Here is a 14,422-nt window from a genome sequence, read left to right on the forward strand (position 1 = left end):
GTCGACGATGTTGCCCGGGTTTCGCGGCACCCTCGCCGCGAAACCCGGGCAGCATCGGGAAGATGTCAGAGGCGGGCGCCGATCGCGTCACCGATCTGCGACGTCGAGCGGGTGGCGTCACCGCGTGACGCGAGATCCTCGGCGACGGCCTGTTCGACGCGGCGTGCCTCGTCGCCGCGCCCGAGGTGTTCGAGCAGCAGCGCGGTCGACAGGATCGTCGCGGTCGGGTCGGCCTTGCCCTGGCCGGCGATGTCGGGGGCCGAGCCGTGCACGGGCTCGAACATGCTCGGCGCATTTCCTTCGGGGTTGATGTTGCCCGATGCGGCGAGCCCGATGCCGCCGGTCACGGCCGCGGCAAGGTCGGTGACGACGTCGCCGAACAGGTTGTCGGTGACGATGACGTCGAAGCGCGAGGGATCGGTGACGAGGTAGATCATCGCCGCGTCGATGTGCGCGTAGTCGTGCGTGACGTCGGGGTATTCGGCACCGACCTCCTCGACGGTGCGGCGCCACAGGTGGCCCGCGTACGAGAGCACGTTGTGCTTGTGCAGCAGCGTCAGCTTCTTGCGCTCACGCTTGTTCGCGCGCTCGAACGCGTCGCGGACGGTGCGCTCGATGCCGAAGCGGCTGTTGACGCTCACCTCGGTTGCCATCTCGTGCGGCGTGCCGACGCGCAGCGCACCACCGTTGCCGGTGTACGGGCCCTCGGTGCCTTCACGGACGACGACGAAGTCGATGCCACCGCGCGCAATGTCCTCACGAAGCGGCGTCGAGACACCCGGCATCAGCTTGCTGGGGCGCAGGTTGATGTAGTGGTCGAGCTCGAACCGGATGCGCAGCAGCAGCTCGCGCTCCAGCAGGCCGCTCGGCGCGCTGGGGTCACCGATCGCCCCGAGCAGGATCGCCTCGTGGCCGCGGATCTCCTCGAGCACCGAGTCGGGCAGCGTCTCCCCCGTCGCGTGCCAACGCTTGGCACCGAGGTCGTACTGCGTCGTGCTCACCCCGCCGTCGGTCACGGCGTCGAGAACCTTGAGGCCTTCGGTGACGACCTCGGGGCCGATTCCGTCGCCTGCGATGACTGCGAGATCGATGTTGCTCATGCCCCGCAGATTAGCTGCTCGTCTTGCCATGCGAAACGCTGGTCTCGCGATACGAACCGCGCGGCAGGGCGCAACCGTCAGGCGCTCGCCACCAACGCAATCCCTGCGAGTACGACGAGCGCGCCGACGAGCTTGCGCGCCACCCCGCTCTCCTTGAACATCCACGCCCCGAGCAGCGCACCGACGACGATGCCGCTCTCCCGGGCCGGTGCGACGAGGGCCACGGGCGTCGACTGCATCGCGACGAGGACGAGGACGTACGCGAGCGGCGACAGCACGGCGATGACGGCGGCCTCCCGCCACCAGCGCCGACAGATGGGGGCGACCTCGGCGCCCGCGCGGCGCGAGCGTTCGAGCCCGGGCGTCAGCAGGACCGTCTGCCACGCGGTGCCGAGGGCGAAGTAGACGACCGGGTCGAGGCTCAGGTGCGTGACGCTCACGTCGTCCCACAGCGTGTACCCCGCGATCGCCGCGCCCGTCAGCGCGCCCCACTTCAACCCGTCCGCGACGCTGTGATGCCGCTCGCCACCCCGCGCGCTCGCGACGACGACGGTGCCCGCGATGATGACGAGCCCGCCGAGCAGCGCGGCCGGCCCGGGCCGTTCGCCCCCGAACACGACGGCGACGAGCATCGTCAGCAACGGTCCGACGCCGCGCGCGAGGGGGTAGACGACGCCGAGGTCGGCCCGGTCGTAGCCGGTCTGCAACCACAGCTGGTAGGCGATGTGGATGACGCCGGAGACGATCGGCGCCCACAGCAGCGACCACGTCAGCGGCCACCCCTGGGAGGCGAGGACGGCCAACGCGATCGGCAGCCACACGATCGCCGACAGCACGTCGTAGAACCAGACGAAGACGTATCCATCCCCCACGACGCGTTTCGCGGCGATGTTCCACACGGCGTGCAGGAATGCTGCGGTCAGCACGAGAGCGAGGCTCGTGGCGCTCATGAAGTCCTTCCATCACGCAGGTCCGCGCCGGATCGAACATGCGAGGAGACGACGAAGACGCCCGCCGGGGCGAACCGTTCGGTCCGGCGCGACGGGCGTCGTCGGGGAGGGAAGTGGTCAGTCCACCTTGCGCGCGGCGCCCTTGTCGGCGCTCTGCGCGAAGCGCGCGAAGATCTTGAGCGCCGCTGAGACGGGGCGGTGACGGTCGACGGGCTCCCAGCCGCGCTCGTCCTGTTCGGCGCGACGGCGCACGAGTTCGGCGTCGTCGACGAGCAGGTTGACGCGACGGTTGGGGATGTCGAACTCGATGACGTCACCGTTCTTCACGAGACCGATGGCGCCACCGGCCGCAGCCTCCGGCGACACGTGCCCGACGGACAGACCCGAGGAGCCCCCTGAGAAACGACCGTCGGTGATGAGGGCACACTTCGGGCCGAGCCCGACGCCCTTGAGGTAGCTCGTCGGGTACAGCATCTCCTGCATGCCGGGGCCGCCCTTGGGGCCCTCGTAACGCACGACGACGACGTCGCCGGCGTCGATCTCGCCCTTGAGAATCATCTCGACGGCCTGCTCCTGGCTCTCGGCCACCTTGGCCGGGCCGGAGAAGTTCCACTGGTGCTCGGGCACGCCGGCCGTCTTGACGATGCACCCGTCGGGGGCGAGGTTGCCGCTGAGCACCGCGAGCCCACCCTCGCTCGTGTAGGCGTGCTCGACGGAGTGGATGCAGCCGTTCTCCGGGTCGATGTCGAGGCTCTTCCAGCGGTTCGTCGAGCTGAACGCCTCCGTCGTGCGCACCCCGCCCGGCGCGGCGTGGAACAGTTCGGTGGCCTTCTCGGTGGCGGAACCCGAGCGGATGTCCCAGTCCGCGAGCCACTGCTCGAGCGATGGGCTGTGCACCGAACGGACGTCACGGTGGAGCATGCCACCGCGATCCAGCTCACCGAGGATGGCGGGGATGCCACCGGCGCGATGCACGTCCTCCATGTAGAACTGGTTGCTGTTCGGCGCGACCTTGACGAGGCACGGCGTGACGCGCGAGAGCTCGTCGATGTCCTCCTGGTCGAAGTCGACACCCGCCTCCTGCGCCGCGGCCAGCAGGTGCAGGATCGTGTTCGTCGAGCCACCCATCGCGATGTCGAGACGCATCGCGTTCTCGAACGCCGGCTTCGCGGCGATCGCGCGCGGCAGCACCGAGTCGTCGTCGCCGTCGTAGTAGGTGCGGCACAGGTCGACGACGAGTCGGCCCGCGTCGAGGAAGAGTTCCTTGCGCGCGGCGGCCGTCGCCAGCGTCGAACCGTTGCCCGGCAGCGACAGACCGAGCGCCTCCGTCAGGCAGTTCATCGAGTTCGCCGTGAACATGCCCGAGCACGAGCCGCACGTCGGGCACGCGCTCTGCTCGATCTTCGTGATCTCCTCGTCGGAGACCGTGTCGTCGACCGACTTGATCATCGCGTCGATGAGGTCGAGACGCGTCTCAGCCGTGCCGTCCTCCCCGATGACGGCCTTGCCCGCCTCCATCGGCCCGCCGGAGACGAACACCGTCGGGATGTTGAGACGCAGCGCGGCGAGCAGCATGCCCGGCGTGATCTTGTCGCAGTTGCTGATGCAGACGAGCGCGTCGGCCTGATGCGCGTTGACCATGTACTCGACGGAGTCGGCGATCACCTCGCGGCTCGGCAGCGAGTACAGCATGCCCGAGTGACCCATCGCGATGCCGTCGTCGACGGCGATCGTGTTGAACTCACGCCCGACGCCGCCGGCCTCCTCGATGGCGCCCGCGACGAGCTGACCCATGTCCTTGAGGTGGACGTGACCCGGCACGAACTGCGTGAAGCTGTTCGCGATCGCGACGATCGGTTTACCGAAGTCGCCCTCCCCCATGCCGGTCGCGCGCCACAGGGCACGCGCGCCCGCCATGTTGCGTCCGTGAGTCGTCGTGCGTGAGCGAAGTTCAGGCATGCGTTCAGTCTCCCAAGTTCGAGCAAGCGGTGCGAGAGGCGTTCAGAGAATGACCCAACCCGGCCACCTCGAAGGGTGGCCGGGCTCGGCTCAGCAGCGGCTACCGCTTCAGGATCAACGACCATCTTCTTTCGGCCGCTTCGTCAACGCTCGCTCCGGCAGGATCCTCACTACGTTCCGGTCCTACCGCCGCTCGCTCGATCCTCAGCGGCCAGCCGAACCTTCGACGTAGTCCGAATCCGTGTCCGAGTCCTTCAGCCACGACATGAGGCCACGCAGTTCTTTGCCCGTCTTCTCGATCGGGTGCGAGGCGCCCTTCTCGCGCAGCTTCTTGAACTCCGGCGCACCGGCGTCCTGGTCGTCGATGAAGCGCTTGGCGAAGTTGCCGTTCTGGATGTCGGTGAGAACGGCCTTCATGTTCTCCTTGACGCGCTCGTCGATGACACGCGGGCCCGAGACGTAGTCGCCGAACTCGGCCGTGTCGGAGATCGACCAACGCTGCTTCGCGAGGCCACCTTCGACCATGAGGTCGACGATGAGCTTGAGTTCGTGCAGGCACTCGAAGTACGCGACCTCCGGCTGGTAGCCGGCCTCCGTCAGCGTCTCGAAGCCGTACATCACGAGCTGGCTCGCGCCACCGCACAGGACGGCCTGCTCACCGAACAGGTCCGTCTCGGTCTCCTCGGTGAACGTCGTCTTGATGCCGCCGGCACGCAGGCCGCCGATGGCCTTCGCGTACGCCTTCGCGAGATCCCAGGCCGAACCCGAGGCGTCCTGCTCGACGGCGACGATGACGGGCACGCCGCGACCGTCGACGTACTCACGACGCACGAGATGGCCGGGGCCCTTCGGAGCGACCATGACGACGTCGGCGTCCGACTCGGGCGTGATGTAGCCGAAGCGGATGTTGAAGCCGTGGCCGAACAGCAGCGTCGTGCCGGGCTTGAGGTTGGGCTTGATGTCGTTCGCGTAGACCGTGCGCTGCACCTGGTCGGGCGTGAGGATGACGACCACGTCGGCTTCCTTCACCGCGTCGGCGACCGAGAGAACCGTGAGGCCCTCGTTCTCGGCCTTCTGCTTCGACTTGCTGCCCTCGGCGAGGCCGATGCGCACGTCGACGCCCGAGTCGCGCAGGTTGAGCGCGTGGGCGTGGCCCTGCGAGCCATAGCCGATGACGGCAACCTTCTTGCCCTGGATGATCGACAGGTCGGCGTCGTCGTCGTAGAACATTTCAGCCACGGGAGAAACTCCTCTTCATCACGTCCGCCGCATCGAAGCGGCGGCCTGTTCGGTTCGATTCTGCCCGAGCACTCACTCGGGCGGAAAGTTCAGTTCTTCTTCTTGTCGCGCGCCGAGATCGCCTTGGAGCCGCGCCCCAGACCGACGACGCCGGACTGCACGAGCTCGCGGATCCCGAACGGCTCGAGCGTCGTGAGCAGCGCCTCGAGCTTCGCAAGCGTGCCCGTCGCCTCGATGACGACCGACTCGTTGGTCACGTCGATGATGTTGGCGCGGAACATCGTCACGAGATCGATGATCTGCGAGCGCGTCGCGGCATCAGCCTTCACCTTGAACAGCACGAGCTGACGTTCGATGGCGCTCGCGTGGTCGAGTTCGACGACCTTGAGCACCTCGACGAGCTTGTTGAGCTGCTTGACGACCTGCTCGAGCGCGACGTCGTCGGCGTCGACGGTGACCGTCATGCGCGAGACGTGCGGATCCTCCGTCTCCCCCACGGCGAGGGAGTGGATGTTGAACCCGCGTCGCGAGATCAGCCCGGAGATGCGCGCGAGCACACCCGACTTGTTCTCGACGAGCACGGACAGGATGTGGCGGTTCGTCGTCATCGCTGCTGCTCCTTCGTCTGCGCGGCGTCGGCTGTGGCAGCGCCGTCCTCGCGGGCCGCCTCGACCGCCTCGTCCTCGTCGGGGATGTTGACGTCGTCGGCGTCGTCCTCGTCGCGATCCCAGACGGGCGTGATGTCGCGCGCCATCGTGATGAGGTCGTTGCTCACGCCGGCGGGCACCATCGGCCACACCATCGCGTCGCGCTCGACGACGAAGTCGATGACGACGGGACGGTCGTTGATCTCGAGCGCCTGCTTGATCGTCGCGTCGACGTCCTCGGGCCGCTCGCAGCGCAGGCCCACGCAGCCGTAGGCGTCGGCGAGCTTGACGAAGTCGGGGATGCGGCTGCCGCCGTGCGAGGTGTGCAGGTCGGTGTTCGAGTAGCGCTCGTTGTAGAACAGCGTCTGCCACTGGCGCACCATGCCGAGGCTCGAGTTGTTGATGACGGCGACCTTGATCGGGATGTCGTTGATGACGCAGGTCGCGAGTTCCTGGTTCGTCATCTGGAAGCAGCCGTCGCCGTCGATCGCCCAGACGGTGCGCTCCGGCTCGGCGGCTTTCGCACCCATCGCGGCGGGCACCGAGTAGCCCATCGTGCCGAGGCCGCCGGAGTTGATCCACGCGTTCGGACGGTCGTACGTGACGAACTGGGCCGCCCACATCTGGTGCTGGCCGACGCCGGCGACGTACGTGCCCTCGGGCCCGGTGAGCGCCGAGATGCGTTCGATGACGTACTGCGGCGCGAGCTTGTCGTCCTCCGGCGTCGCGTAGCCGAGCGGGAACTGCTCCTTCCACGACGCCGTCGTCTCACGCCACGTCGCGTAGCGCGAGGTGTCGACGTCGTCGAGCGCACGCGCCAGCTCGAGCAGCACCTCGCGCGCGTCGCCCACGATCGGGACGTCGGCGTAGCGGTTCTTGCTGATCTCGGCCGGGTCGATGTCGGCGTGGATGACCTTGGCCTCGGGCGCGAAGCTGTCGAGCGCACCGGTGACGCGGTCGTCGAAGCGGGCGCCGATCGTGATGAGCAGGTCGGCGCGCTGCAGCGCCGTCACGGCGGGGACGCTGCCGTGCATGCCCGGCATGCCGAGATGCAGCTCGTGGCTGTCGGGGAAGGCGCCGCGCGCCATGAGCGTCGTCACGACGGGGATCTGCGTCTGCTCGGCGAGCGCCTTCAGCTCCTCGCTCGCCTCGGCGCGGATGACGCCGCCGCCGATGTAGAGCACCGGGCGCTCCGCTGCGCGGATCATCTCGGCGGCCGCCTTGATCTGCTTTGCGTGCGGCGTCGTGACGGGGCGGTAACCGGGCAGTTCGAAGCGCGGCGGCCACGAGAATGTCGTCTTCGACACGAGCGCGTCCTTCGTGATGTCGACGAGGACCGGGCCCGGGCGGCCGCTGCGCGCCACGTGGAACGCCTCGGCGATGGCGCGCGGGATGTCGGCCGGGTCCGTCACGAGGTAGTTGTGCTTCGTGATCGGCATCGTGATGCCGCGGATGTCCGCTTCCTGGAACGCGTCCGTACCGATGGTCTTGGAGCTGACCTGGCCGGTGATGGCGACGATCGGCACGGAGTCCATGTACGCGTCGGCCAGGGGCGTGACGAGGTTCGTCGCGCCGGGGCCGGAGGTCGCCATGCAGACGCCGACCTTGCCGGTGGCGGCGGCATAACCCTGCGCCGCGTGACCGGCGCCCTGCTCGTGGCGGACGAGGATGTGGCGGACGGAGACCGAGTCGAGCAGCGGGTCGTAGGCCGGCAGGATCGCACCGCCGGGCAGGCCGAAGACGGTCTCGACGCCCTGCGCCTCGAGCGCGAGGACGAGGCTCTGCGCGCCGGTGACGCTCACCTGCTCGCCTGCGCGCTTCGCCGCGACGTCACCCGGGGTGGGTGTGCGATCGGTCGTCGCCGTATCGCTCATCAGTACTCACCACTTTCACCTGGAGGTCGTGCACGAGGGTCTGGCATCAAAAAATCCCCCAGCCTGTGCGGCGATGAGGGATCAGCGTGCGTCGTGTCGGTCGAACCGATCAGAACGCACGCTGCGTGAGTACGAGAACCTGTGCCATGTCACATAGTTTTGTCGCGGGGTTACTCATGGGTCAACATCGTGAGACGCGCATCTCACGATGCGGTCAGCGGAGGGTGGCGTTCGCTGGCGGCGTCAGCCCGCTGTCCCAGGGCGAGCGGTGGTGAGGCTCGCGCCGTCGGGCAGGAACGAGGTCCACGCTCCGGTGGTCTCGAGCACGGCAGCCGAGGCCGGCACGAACCCGCGCGTGACGACATCGATGTCCGCGCCCTCGCCGCCACACAGGTCATGGGCAAGCTGCGGCAAACCCGGCGCGTGGCCGACGACGATCGCGCTCGTCGCCTCGGGCGCCGTCGCGTCGAGTTCGTGGACGACGGCCAGCAGCGCCTGCGTGTCGGCTTCGTAGACGGCGGGCTCCATCGTGATGATGACGCCATGGCCCGTCTCGTCCTGGATGGCGGCCCACGTCTCGCGGGTGCGCAGCGCCGGCGAACACACGACGACATCGCCGAGCAGCCCCTCGTTCTTGAGCCACCGGCCGACGGCGCGGGCCTCGCTGACGCCACCGTCGCTGAGGTGGCGCGCTTCGTCACCGTCAGGGCCGGCCGGTTCGGCGGTGGCGTGACGAAGGAGTACGAGACGTCGGGTGGTTTCACTCACCTGCTCATCTTCGTCGTCGCGTACGCCTCACGCCAAACGCGGCCACGCGGCCCGCATGAGGCCTCGACGTTCTGGCCGCCATCGTCGCTCGGCGCGGCCATCGACGACCGCATCGGCGTCGGCCGTTCGGCCTTCGGTCGAAGGTTCGTGCCGGACCGATCTCAGGCGGGGCTCGCCCAGACGACGAAGTTGTTGGTGTGGTGCTGCGCGTTGGCCCAGCCGCTCGAGGAGTCGCAGGTGACGAGTGCGAGGACCGGGGCGGCGCTCGCGCCCCACACGCGCGAGTCGTTCTGCAGCGCGTTCTTGTCGATGCTGGCCTTCGAGGCGATGACGAAGTCCTTGTGCGTGCCGTCGGCGTAGGAGATCGTGACCCTGCCACCGACCGGGGCGCGCGACAGCTCGTAGAACACGTCTGGCCCGTTGTAGGTGACGTGGCCCGCGAGCACACTGATGCCCGGCTTGCCCGGGGTCACGCGCCCGTATCCGGTGAACTGCTGGATGACGCCGCTCGGCGGGTTCAGCACGCCCCCGTTGAGCCCGCCGGGCACGATGCTGTGATCGAGCCCGATGCTCGGGATCGAGATGTTGACCGCGGCGGACTTCGGCACGGCGACGCTCGCCCCACCGCTTCCTCCGCCGGGTTTGGAGACGCCGCTCGATACGCTCGCACGCGGCGTGGCCGAGACACTGGGACGCCCGGCTGACGATGGGCCGCTGGTCTGAGGGGCCGGGGCAGCCGACGACGACGCGGTCGACGTGCTCGACGCTGCCGTGCCCGAGGGCGCGGAGCTGGGCGACGTGACCGAGACGGGCGACGGCGATGTCGACGATGCTGAGACGGAGACGGACGTGTCCGAGCTTCCCCCACCGCTACCACACGCACTCAGACAGAGCGCGACCGAGACCGCGCCGACGCACTTCCCCAAGGTGATCTTCATGACGTCAGTCTAGGTCGCCCTGGACGCGGTGACGCCGGGATCCGTCGAGGACCCCAGCGTCACCGTGCATCGCGAGACGCTCGTCAGCAGCGTGCGCGACGCGCCACGACGAGCCCGCCACCCGCGAGGGCGAGAGCGCCCAGGCCGGCTGCGGCAGCGGTCGTGTCGTTCTGGTTCGTGACGACGCGGTCCGTCTCGACCTTCGGGCCCTGACCCGTGGTGGTCGGGGCCGGCGTGGTGGGAGCCGGCTTCGTCGGCGCGGGCTTGGTCGGAGCCGGCTTGGTCGGCGCGGGCTTGGTCGGGGCCGGCTTCGTCGGGGCCGGCTTCGTCGGCACCGGCTGCGCGGTGGGCTTGCCTGCGGCGGACCAGTCCGTGAACGGAAGGACAGTGGGCAGGCCGGCACAGCTCGACGGAACGCGACCCGAGACGCTGAAGGAGGAACCGGTCGAGGCAGCGTGTGCCGTCACCGTGATCGGCTTGCCTGCGTAACCCCCGACGGCGTAGACGGTACGGCTCGCCGTGTAGGGCGAGACGTTCTTCGTCACGAGCGGCTTGAAGCCCGAAGCCGTGAACGTGACCTGCGACTCCGTCTTGTTCAGCGTGCGGTAGCCGAATGCGAAGTTCGGCTTGCCCTTGTCGCACCAGTAGGTCATCGACGTGTACTGCAGGTTACCGCTGATGTGCGTCTCAGCCGCCTGCGATGCGCCTGCACCTGTGAAGGCGAGCGCGCCGACGCCGACCGCTGCGAGACCAGCAAACTTCTTCATGATGGCACCTTTCGAGATTTCCTTTGGACTCGGCGGCGCGTCATGCTCTGCGCGGCCCCCGCAGGGATCGCGGTGAACGCTGACCCCTCCCCGCCTGTGATTCAGCTAAGCACAGGCTGGGAGGATTGTCAGTGGTACTGCGCAGTAATGCAGGTGAATCATCCGGAAACGGGTTTCGTCCACACGACGAAGTTGTTGAGGTGGTGCTGGCCGACGAGCTTGGATTCGGCGTCGCACGTGATGAGCACGAGGCTGGGTGTGCTCGAGGAGCCCCACACGCTCTGGTCGGTGCGTAGGGCCTGCTTGTCGACCGACTTCTCCCGCACCACGACGAACTTCTTCGACGAACCATCGGCGAACCCGACGCTGAGCTGATCGCCGACCTTGACCTTCTCGAGGTTGGCGAACACGTCGGGGCCGTCATAGGTGACGTGCCCGGCGATGACCGAGATGCCGTTCTGGCCCGGGCTGACGGTGGCGTTGTACCACTGCGTCACGCCGGGGGGCGGCGAGATCTCGCCGTCGTCCGTGAGACCCATGCCCGTGAGCTTGCGGTCGAAATCAATCGACGGGATCGTCAGCTTCACCGGCACGCTGCCGCCGCCCTTCGACGCCTTCGCGGTCGGCGCCACGGACGTCGTGGGCACTGAAGCGGTGTGGTCCGACGACGAGCCGCCCGAGCCACCCGATGAGCACGCCGTGGCGCCGAACAGCGCGGCGCCGGCTACCGTCAGAAATCCTCGACGATCCATGGGCGTCCCTTCGTCCGTCACATGCCCGCTCGCGCTCAGGCCTGTCCGAGCTGGGTCAGGATGATCGTACGGGCCTTGGCCGCGTCGGCCTGGCCCTTCATCTCCTTCATCACCTGGCCGATGAGCGCGCCGGCGGCCTGCACCTTGCCGTCACGCACCTTCTGCGCAACGTCTGGGTTGGCGTCGATGACCTTGGCGACCGCGGCCTCGAGCGCGCCGTCGTCCTGCACGAGTTCGAGGCCGCGGGCATCGGCCACCTGGGTCGGCTGACCCTCGCCGGCGAGCACGCCTTCGAGCGTCTGACGGGCCATCGAGTCGTTGAGGCGCCCCGACGTCACGAGTCCGTCGAGCTCGGCGATCGTCGCCGGCGTCACGTTGCGCTCAGTGGCGAACTCGACGAACGGCAGGCCGGCCTTGTTGGCCAGGCGGGCGATCTCGCCCGTCCACCACTTGCGGGCACCGGCCGGCGTCGCGCCGGCAGCGATCGTCTCCTCGATCGTCTCGACGGCGCCGGCGTTGTAGACGTCGCGCATCTCGAGGTCGGAGAAACCCCACTCGCCCTGCAGACGCTTGCGGCGCTCCGCGGGCGGTTCGGGCAGCGTCGCGCGCAGCTCCTCGACCCATTCGCGGCTCGGCGCGACGGGGACGAGGTCGGGCTCGGGGAAGTAGCGGTAGTCGTCGGCGTCCGACTTCGGGCGCCCGGAGGTCGTGACGCCCGTGTCCTCGTGCCAGTGGCGCGTCTCCTGCAGGATGGAGCCACCGTCGTCGAGGATGGCGGCCTGGCGCGTGATCTCGTAGCGCACCGCGCGCTCGACGGAACGCAACGAGTTGACGTTCTTCGTCTCCGTGCGGGTGCCGAACTCGTCGGCGCCCTTGCGCATGAGCGAGACGTTGGCGTCGCACCGCATCGATCCCTGCTCCATGCGGGCGTCCGAGACGTCGAGGGCGCGCATCAGCTCACGGATCGCGGCGACGTACGCCTTTGCGATCTCGGGCGCGCGCTCCCCCGCTCCGACGAGCGGCTTCGTCACGATCTCGATGAGCGGGATGCCCGCGCGGTTGTAGTCGAGCAGCGAGTGGTCGGCGCCCTGGATGCGACCGGTCGCACCACCGACGTGCAGCGACTTGCCCGTGTCCTCCTCCATGTGCGCGCGCTCGATCTCGACGCGCCACGGGGTGCCGTCCTCGAGCTCCACGTCGAGGTAGCCGTCGAACGCGATCGGCTCGTCGTACTGCGACGTCTGGAAGTTCTTCGGCATGTCCGGGTAGAAGTAGTTCTTCCGGGCGAAGCGGCACCACTCGGCGATCTCGCAGTTGAGCGCGAGACCGATGCGGATGGCCGACTCGACGCCCTTGGCGTTCACGACAGGCAGCGCGCCCGGCAGACCGAGGCAGACGGGGCACGTCTGCGTGTTGGGCTCGGCGCCGAACTCGGTGGCGCAGCCGCAGAACATCTTCGTGTTCGTGTTCAGCTCGACGTGCACCTCGAACCCCATGACGGGGTCGTACGTCGCGAGGGCCTCGTCGTAGTCGAGGACGGCGTCCATCACTTGTTCTCCTTCAGTGCCGGAGCCTTCGCGAGCAGCGGCCCGCCCCAGGTCTTCTCGAGTGCCTTCTCCAGCGCGGCCCCGACCTCGTACATGCGCTCGTCCTTCGTCGCGGGTGCGAGGATCTGGAAGCCGACGGGAAGCCCGTCGTCCGACAGACCGGCGGGCAGCGACATGCCGGGCAGACCGGCGAGGTTGGCGGGGATCGTCGCGACGTCGTTGAGGTACATCGCCATCGGGTCCTCGAGCTTCTCGCCGAGCTTGAACGCCGTCGTCGGGCACGTCGGACTGACGAGGACGTCGGCCGTCTCGAACGCCTTGGCGAAGTCGCGTGCGATGAGCGTGCGCACCTTCTGCGCCTGGCCGTAGTAGGCGTCGTAGTAACCGCTCGAGAGGGCATAGGTACCGAGGATGATGCGTCGCTTCACCTCGCTGCCGAAGCCCGCGTCACGGCTGGCGGCCATGACCTGCTCGGCCGACGGAGCCTCGACGCCCTCGGGCGAGACGCGCAGGCCGTAGCGCATGGCGTCGAACTTCGCGAGGTTGGAGCTGACCTCCGACGGCATGACGAGGTAGTAGGCGGCGAGCGCCTGTTCGAAGCTCGGGCACGAGACGGTCACGACCTCAGCGCCGGCGTCGACGAGGGCCGCAACTGCCTCGTCGAAGCGCGCTTTGACGCCGCTCTGATAACCCTCACCGTCGAGCTGCTCGATGATGCCGATCTTCATGCCGGAGACGTCGCCGCGCTTCGCCGCCTCGACGACGGGCGGGACGGGGGCGTCGATCGACGTCGAGTCCATCCCGTCGTGCCCGCCCATGACGTCGTGCAGCAGCGCGGCGTCGAGGACGGAACGGGTGCACGGGCCGGCCTGGTCGAGCGAGCTCGCCATGGCGATGAGGCCGTAACGGCTGATGCCGCCGTACGTCGGCTTCGTGCCGACGGTGCCGGTGACGGACGCGGGCTGACGGATCGAGCCGCCCGTGTCGGTGCCGACCGCAAGGGGCGCCTCGAAAGCCGCGACGGCGGCGGCCGAACCGCCACCGGAGCCGCCCGGGATGCGCTCGAGATCCCACGGGTTGTGCGTCGGACCGTAGGCGCTGTGCTCGGTCGAGGAACCCATCGCGAACTCGTCCATGTTCGTCTTGCCGAGGATCGGCATGCCGGCAGCGCGCAGCTTCGTGACGATCGTTGCGTCGTACGGCGGGATCCAGCCCTCGAGCATCTTCGAACCGGCCGTCGTCGGCTGGCCCTTCGTCGTCACGACGTCCTTGACGGCGACGGGGACACCGGCGAGGGGGTGCAGCGTCTTGCCGGCGGCGCGGTCGGCGTCGACCTGCGCGGCCGTGGCGAGCGCCTCCTCGGCGTTGACGCGGAGGAAGGCGTGGACGTCACCGTCGACCGCCGCGATGCGGTCGAGGTGGGCCTGCGTCAGCTCGACGGAGGTGAGGCTGCCGTTGGCGAGCTTGCTCGCCATCTCGGCGGCGCTGAGGCGGATGATGTCGGTCACGGTCGAACCCTTGCTCGTCTCGTCGGTCGTGTCAGCACTCATGGATCAGTCCTCGCTGAGGATGCGCGGCACCGCGAAGCGCTGCTGCTCGCTCGCCGGGGCCATCGCGAGCGCCTCCTCGGCGCTCAACGACGCTCGCACCTCGTCAGCACGCGTCACGTTCGTCAGGGGCAGCGGGTGCGACATCGGCGGGATGTCATCGGCCGCGACCTCGCTGACGCTGGCCACGAAGCCGACGATCGAGTCGAGCTGGCCGGCGAACGTCTCCAGTTCGTCGTCCGAGAGCTGGATGCGGGCCAGGCCGGCGACGTGCGCCACCTCATCGCGGGAGAGAGAAGACATGGGCGTCATCCTATGTGGTGTGTGGATCGGC

14 protein-coding genes are annotated in these 14,422 nt (G+C 68.6%); 1 reads left to right on the forward strand and 13 read right to left on the reverse strand.

Features of this window, described 5'->3' with window-relative positions; genetic code table 11:
- Positions 1 to 65 precede the first annotated feature (65 nt).
- The 8 genes from J4Z35_RS13230 to J4Z35_RS14885 all read right to left on the reverse strand — a co-directional run bounded on the left by J4Z35_RS13230 (position 66) and on the right by J4Z35_RS14885 (position 9,145).
- A complete protein-coding gene (locus J4Z35_RS13230) occupies positions 66 to 1,100 on the reverse strand; it encodes a 3-isopropylmalate dehydrogenase (protein WP_006945931.1) in 1,035 nt (344 codons plus the stop codon).
- 77 nt (positions 1,101 to 1,177) lie between these two features.
- Positions 1,178 to 2,050 (reverse strand): EamA family transporter, encoded by an 873-nt coding sequence (locus J4Z35_RS13235; protein ID WP_144693328.1) that lies wholly within the window; start codon positions 2,048 to 2,050, stop codon positions 1,178 to 1,180.
- A gap of 117 nt (positions 2,051 to 2,167) precedes the next feature.
- Positions 2,168 to 4,009, reverse strand: a complete 1,842-nt coding sequence (ilvD, locus tag J4Z35_RS13240) for a dihydroxy-acid dehydratase (protein ID WP_074040772.1) — start codon at positions 4,007 to 4,009, stop codon at positions 2,168 to 2,170.
- Between the two features lie 204 nt (positions 4,010 to 4,213).
- Complete coding sequence (gene ilvC, locus J4Z35_RS13245; protein ID WP_074040771.1) at positions 4,214 to 5,248, reverse strand: ketol-acid reductoisomerase; 1,035 nt, start codon at positions 5,246 to 5,248, stop codon at positions 4,214 to 4,216.
- An 89-nt stretch (positions 5,249 to 5,337) separates the two neighbouring features.
- The gene (gene ilvN / locus J4Z35_RS13250) at positions 5,338 to 5,856 is read right to left on the reverse strand and encodes an acetolactate synthase small subunit (protein ID WP_038567469.1); all 519 of its coding nucleotides are present in this window, start codon (positions 5,854 to 5,856) and stop codon (positions 5,338 to 5,340) included.
- Complete coding sequence (locus J4Z35_RS13255) at positions 5,853 to 7,769, reverse strand: acetolactate synthase large subunit (protein ID WP_074040770.1); 1,917 nt, start codon at positions 7,767 to 7,769, stop codon at positions 5,853 to 5,855. The genes ilvN and J4Z35_RS13255 overlap by 4 nt, the downstream gene beginning before the upstream one ends.
- Positions 7,770 to 8,012: 243 nt before the next feature.
- Positions 8,013 to 8,537: a histidine phosphatase family protein gene (locus J4Z35_RS13260; protein ID WP_074040769.1), complete on the reverse strand. Its 525-nt coding sequence runs from the start codon at positions 8,535 to 8,537 to the stop codon at positions 8,013 to 8,015.
- A 161-nt stretch (positions 8,538 to 8,698) separates the two neighbouring features.
- Positions 8,699 to 9,145: a class F sortase gene (locus J4Z35_RS14885; protein WP_083603951.1), complete on the reverse strand. Its 447-nt coding sequence runs from the start codon at positions 9,143 to 9,145 to the stop codon at positions 8,699 to 8,701.
- Between the two features lie 148 nt (positions 9,146 to 9,293).
- On the opposite strand from J4Z35_RS14885, the gene J4Z35_RS14890 reads away from it, so the two are divergent.
- A complete protein-coding gene (locus J4Z35_RS14890; RefSeq protein WP_083603950.1) occupies positions 9,294 to 9,488 on the forward strand; it encodes a hypothetical protein in 195 nt (64 codons plus the stop codon).
- Between the two features lie 70 nt (positions 9,489 to 9,558).
- Here the strand turns inward: J4Z35_RS14890 and J4Z35_RS13275 are convergent, their stop codons facing one another.
- From J4Z35_RS13275 to gatC, 5 genes are all read right to left on the reverse strand, one after another.
- Entirely contained in the window at positions 9,559 to 10,242 is a 684-nt protein-coding gene (locus J4Z35_RS13275; RefSeq protein ID WP_074040768.1) for a hypothetical protein, read from the reverse strand.
- A gap of 158 nt (positions 10,243 to 10,400) precedes the next feature.
- Positions 10,401 to 10,994 (reverse strand): class F sortase, encoded by a 594-nt coding sequence (locus tag J4Z35_RS13280; RefSeq protein WP_006945996.1) that lies wholly within the window; start codon positions 10,992 to 10,994, stop codon positions 10,401 to 10,403.
- 35 nt (positions 10,995 to 11,029) lie between these two features.
- On the reverse strand, positions 11,030 to 12,541 hold the full coding sequence (gene gatB / locus J4Z35_RS13285) for an Asp-tRNA(Asn)/Glu-tRNA(Gln) amidotransferase subunit GatB (RefSeq protein ID WP_006945911.1): 1,512 nt from the start codon (positions 12,539 to 12,541) through the stop codon (positions 11,030 to 11,032).
- Positions 12,541 to 14,091 (reverse strand): Asp-tRNA(Asn)/Glu-tRNA(Gln) amidotransferase subunit GatA, encoded by a 1,551-nt coding sequence (gatA, locus tag J4Z35_RS13290; RefSeq protein WP_074040767.1) that lies wholly within the window; start codon positions 14,089 to 14,091, stop codon positions 12,541 to 12,543. Before gatA ends, gatB begins: the two co-directional genes overlap by 1 nt.
- Before the next feature lie 3 nt (positions 14,092 to 14,094).
- Positions 14,095 to 14,391, reverse strand: a complete 297-nt coding sequence (gene gatC, locus J4Z35_RS13295) for an Asp-tRNA(Asn)/Glu-tRNA(Gln) amidotransferase subunit GatC (protein WP_006946031.1) — start codon at positions 14,389 to 14,391, stop codon at positions 14,095 to 14,097.
- Positions 14,392 to 14,422: the final 31 nt, after the last annotated feature.

Origin of the sequence: Dermacoccus sp. NHGro5, from assembly GCF_017565385.1 — a bacterium.
In the GTDB taxonomy this organism is placed as follows: domain Bacteria; phylum Actinomycetota; class Actinomycetes; order Actinomycetales; family Dermatophilaceae; genus Dermacoccus; species Dermacoccus nishinomiyaensis.

What these genes read in the sequence shown, in the direction of transcription:
- J4Z35_RS13230 (WP_006945931.1), bottom strand. Translation starts at nt 1,100, where the DNA reads ATGAGCAACATCGATCTCGCAGTCATCGCAGGCGACGGAATCGGCCCC.
- J4Z35_RS13235 (WP_144693328.1), bottom strand. Translation starts at nt 2,050, where the DNA reads ATGAGCGCCACGAGCCTCGCTCTCGTGCTGACCGCAGCATTCCTGCAC.
- ilvD (WP_074040772.1), bottom strand. Translation starts at nt 4,009, where the DNA reads ATGCCTGAACTTCGCTCACGCACGACGACTCACGGACGCAACATGGCG.
- ilvN (WP_038567469.1), bottom strand. Translation starts at nt 5,856, where the DNA reads ATGACGACGAACCGCCACATCCTGTCCGTGCTCGTCGAGAACAAGTCG.
- J4Z35_RS13255 (WP_074040770.1), bottom strand. Translation starts at nt 7,769, where the DNA reads ATGAGCGATACGGCGACGACCGATCGCACACCCACCCCGGGTGACGTC.
- J4Z35_RS13275 (WP_074040768.1), bottom strand. Translation starts at nt 10,242, where the DNA reads ATGAAGAAGTTTGCTGGTCTCGCAGCGGTCGGCGTCGGCGCGCTCGCC.
- J4Z35_RS13280 (WP_006945996.1), bottom strand. Translation starts at nt 10,994, where the DNA reads ATGGATCGTCGAGGATTTCTGACGGTAGCCGGCGCCGCGCTGTTCGGC.
- gatB (WP_006945911.1), bottom strand. Translation starts at nt 12,541, where the DNA reads ATGGACGCCGTCCTCGACTACGACGAGGCCCTCGCGACGTACGACCCC.
- gatA (WP_074040767.1), bottom strand. Translation starts at nt 14,091, where the DNA reads ATGAGTGCTGACACGACCGACGAGACGAGCAAGGGTTCGACCGTGACC.
- gatC (WP_006946031.1), bottom strand. Translation starts at nt 14,391, where the DNA reads ATGTCTTCTCTCTCCCGCGATGAGGTGGCGCACGTCGCCGGCCTGGCC.